Below are 3722 nucleotides of genomic sequence, written 5' to 3'. Positions count from 1 at the left end.
AAATGAAATGTTTATAACAATTACATTTTGCCAATACAATTTTCTTTTTCGTGCCTATTCCAACTTTTCGCTCTAGCCCTCGTCTCAAAAGCTTTTTTTCTATGCTCGCAACAGGAGCTTCCTTTGGTCGCTCTGTTGCTCGTAGAAAAAATAGCTTTTGAAATTTCGGGGCTGTCGCTACAATTTGGGGCAGTAGCCGTAATATATTACATTTATATTTCAAAGAACAAAACGGCTTATAAGCCGTTTTTTAAATTTATTTTTTTAAATAATTCAATTAAGTTATCTTTTACTATTTCTCTAGATTTAATGTATCGTTAACAATCAAATTGTACACTTATTTCAGAAACTTTTTTAATAATCTTATTTTCCTCTGCTTCGGATGATAAAAATAAAATTACTCTTTTTTCTTCGTAATTTCTGTTAGCTTCAAAAATAAAATCTAATTTGCCGTCTCTGTCAATATCACCTACAAAAATTAAAACTACAAAAGTGTCGCTAAAATTGTTTTCCGATATTACTAATTGCTCATCTGTATCGGATGTTTTTAGGTATAGTTCATAGTTTTCTACTGTGTGCCAAATTTCATTTTCATCTTTATCGTTGGTTCTGTTTTCAGTATTTTTTATATCACCAACACCTCTTAGTGTATAAGTTGTATTTTTAAAATCAAACGTTACATTTTCTTTAGGCCAAATATGTTTTTTACTGATTAGTAAATTATCAACTTTGCCAGTAGTCAGTTTTTTATAATCTAAAAGCAATATGGTATTTTTCTTGGTCTCGATGGCTTTAGTTTCTGTTCCAACACATTCGTCATAGCCTTTTGATATGGTAAATGCTGCTTTTTCTAAATAATAACTTCCATCCTTTTCAAATAAGTCAAACCAATCCTTCGATAAATCTTTTGTAGGATCATCATTTTTATCAATTCTATAAGAGGTTGGAAGTAGGGTTTTAAATAAATTATCTGAAATTACAACTTCATCACTTATTTTTGGAGTTGATTTAGTTGAATCTATAACATTATTAGTAACTTCTTTTTTTGTATTTATTTCTTGATTTTTCTCGTTTTTTGCATCTTTACAAGAAACTACAAATAATATTATTGTCAAGAATTTTAAACTTTTTGTAATCATTTTTTATTTATTATTAAATTTTTAATTTTTTATAAAGGACAAATATTTTTCATCGCATTGTGTGAAATGATTATACTCATTCATCGAATTTCCAGTATTTTGAATAACTAATGTGTTTTCAGATAATTCGCCACCCATTTTACCTAGTGAAATTTGATTTTTTGTTATTGAAGCTTTTCCTTTTAATATTATTTTGTTTTTATCAAATACAAAATAAAAAAAATCTGAATCCTTTTTTTCTATTTTAACTTTAAATCTTGAATTCTCACAGGATTTTAAAACATACAATCCTTCTATGCTATTTTTTGCTTTGCTATCATTTTTTAAGATAACTTTTTTTGGAGCATAAACTTCGCCTTTCACACTTAAAATTTCCCAGACTAAATTCCCATTATCAAAATAAAGTTTAGCTTTTCCTTTCGATTTAGGATCATAAAAACCTGTAAAATCTACGTAAGCAATCTTGTCTTTTATTTTGCCAGTAATATTAAAAGACTTATTGTCGTTACAGTCAATTTTTCGACCACCTTTCGCAACTGCACAATATTGTCCTTTTATGATATCATTATTCTGAACCAAATTTAACTCAAATGTTTTATTCAGAAGTTCATTTTCATCTGAATTAAATTCGTAATTCCAAGTACCCGAAAAATTTACCTTTTCTATATTTTTAGTAAAACTTGTATCCTGACTTTTTTGAATCTTGTTATCAGTATTATTACACAATGAAAATAGATATAAAAAAGCGATTGTTAAAAAATTGAATGTTTTAAGCATAATTTAAATTTAATGTTATAAGCAATCATCAACTCTGCTATGCCACCCAGCTAAAAACTTGTAGTTTTTAGTGTGCACACCATCTTTAATTGCAAGATTAGTATAATATTCTTTTCTTATTTCTCCTATTCTTTTTAAAAGTTTGGCTTGATCTTCAACATTATTTATTGCATCAATTGTTTTTGACCCCATACCGCCATCATCAGATATATTTTGAGCAAAATCACTTTTTAATAGTTTTTGAACCTGTTTTACAGCTCCCCCAGATGTTATTGTCCAATCATAAATCATTAAACTAACCTTATCATCCAAAATTTTACAAAAACCTTTTGGTTCCCAATATCGTTTTCTGTAAATAGTAGTGGCTTGTTCATCAGTTAATTTCTTTGGATTTTCTGATGTAGGCTCAATTCCTAAATCTTCCTTTGCGTATGATTTAAATGTTCCTATTGTAATTCCTTTATTAGTTTCTCCACCTGAATCATCTGGATCATTGACATAGCCTCCTTCATGTTTTAAAATAATTGGTGCAACTTTTTTGAATTTATCTTCACAGGTTGTTGCTGGTTTTGTAGTTGTTGGATCAACCGCAGCAGCTTTAGCAGGATTACACAAACAAGTTTTTTGAAAACCCAATTCACTAGCTAGTGCCACGATATTTTTTCCGTTGCAATCTGCCATTGTTTTGGCAAAATACTTGTCTTCTAGATATTTTAGTTCAAAAGTTCTTACATCGTAATGAACCCATGTAGATGCTTTAAAATCTGATGCAGTACCATTTCTATTATCAGCTTCTAAAGCAATAACATTTTTATCATTCCATCTATATTTTGCACCTGAATATTTTACCAAAACATCTCTTACCGCATTTGCATTTTTCTCCCTATCGCCTGTACCTCCATATATATGTAAATCTGATGCTTTGCCCATATGATTTGTACTTTTCCTGCCTTTCTGTTGGTTATTTATAGTACAACGATAGCCAGAGAAAAGCACTCCAACTGTTAATTTCCTATCTTTTTCTTGATTTGCCAAATAAAATTGAATTGCTCTTTGTGTCCATAATATTGTTCTATGCATTCCAGGATACTCATATTTTCTGTACATTTCAAGAATTTTTGAATTCCCTTTTTCGTCTGCATTTTTACCATTATCAAATCCAGTACATTTTCCACATGGACATTTTGCCTGGTTAATATCAATTACATGTTTAATTTGGAAATCATCGATTGCCTTTAAAACATTCCCACAAACCTTCCCAGTCTCAGGAACTTTCATATAATCTTTCTGAAACTGCTTCACCATTTTTTCTGTACGATCTGTAAATTCATCAGTAGGTACATTCCCGCCAAAACCTGCCAATCGTATGTTGATTTCTCGAATTAATTCACTCTTATCGCCTTTTTTGATGCAAAATTTCCCTTCACAATTAATAATTGCATCTGCTTTCCCAAGCTTCACCTTAGTCTCATTATCCGGAACATCCACTTTCAACACACTCACATCAACATCAACAGTTTTGCTAAATACATGCGCTTTGGTTTCCAAAACCTCCACATCTACAAACCAGTTTTGGTAAAAATAATCGCCACCTTTACTTCTTGATATATTCGCCAAATTTAAAGTGACAAATACTTTATCTGCTATAAACTTATCTTTTTTATCTAGTCGCACCTTAACAAAACCGTCTTTCTAATTTATTTTTAAAAATAGAACTGTAAAACAGGAAAATTTGCGATTGGTAAAAATAGAAAATTATTTTCTGTTTCAATATTTCCATCATTTTCTTCATGTTCCAAGCTGTTG

3 protein-coding genes are annotated in these 3722 nt (G+C 29.8%); all 3 read right to left on the bottom strand.

Features of this window, described 5'->3' with window-relative positions; all coding sequences use genetic code 11:
* Positions 1-317: 317 nt before the first annotated feature.
* The 3 genes from RMN92_RS09405 to RMN92_RS09395 are packed head-to-tail and all read right to left on the bottom strand — an operon-like array spanning position 318 to position 3533.
* Positions 318-1139, bottom strand: a complete 822-nt coding sequence (locus RMN92_RS09405) for a hypothetical protein (protein WP_309609202.1) — start codon at positions 1137-1139, stop codon at positions 318-320.
* 21 nt (positions 1140-1160) lie between these two features.
* Complete coding sequence (locus RMN92_RS09400; RefSeq protein ID WP_309609201.1) at positions 1161-1916, bottom strand: hypothetical protein; 756 nt, start codon at positions 1914-1916, stop codon at positions 1161-1163.
* A gap of 15 nt (positions 1917-1931) precedes the next feature.
* A complete protein-coding gene (locus RMN92_RS09395; protein WP_309609200.1) occupies positions 1932-3533 on the bottom strand; it encodes a glycosyl hydrolase 108 family protein in 1602 nt (533 codons plus the stop codon).
* Positions 3534-3722 lie beyond the last annotated feature (189 nt).

The sequence above is a fragment of the Flavobacterium sp. genome (assembly GCF_031363805.1).
Taxonomy (GTDB): Bacteria; Bacteroidota; Bacteroidia; order Flavobacteriales; family Flavobacteriaceae; genus Flavobacterium.
Note: the sequence above shows the minus strand (reverse complement) of the source record. Positions and strands in the feature narration are given on the sequence as shown.

Excerpts from the sequence above, each read along its gene's own strand:
- RMN92_RS09400 (WP_309609201.1), bottom strand. The coding sequence starts at position 1,916 with ATGCTTAAAACATTCAATTTTTTAACAATCGCTTTTTTATATCTATTT.
- RMN92_RS09405 (WP_309609202.1), bottom strand. The coding sequence starts at position 1,139 with ATGATTACAAAAAGTTTAAAATTCTTGACAATAATATTATTTGTAGTT.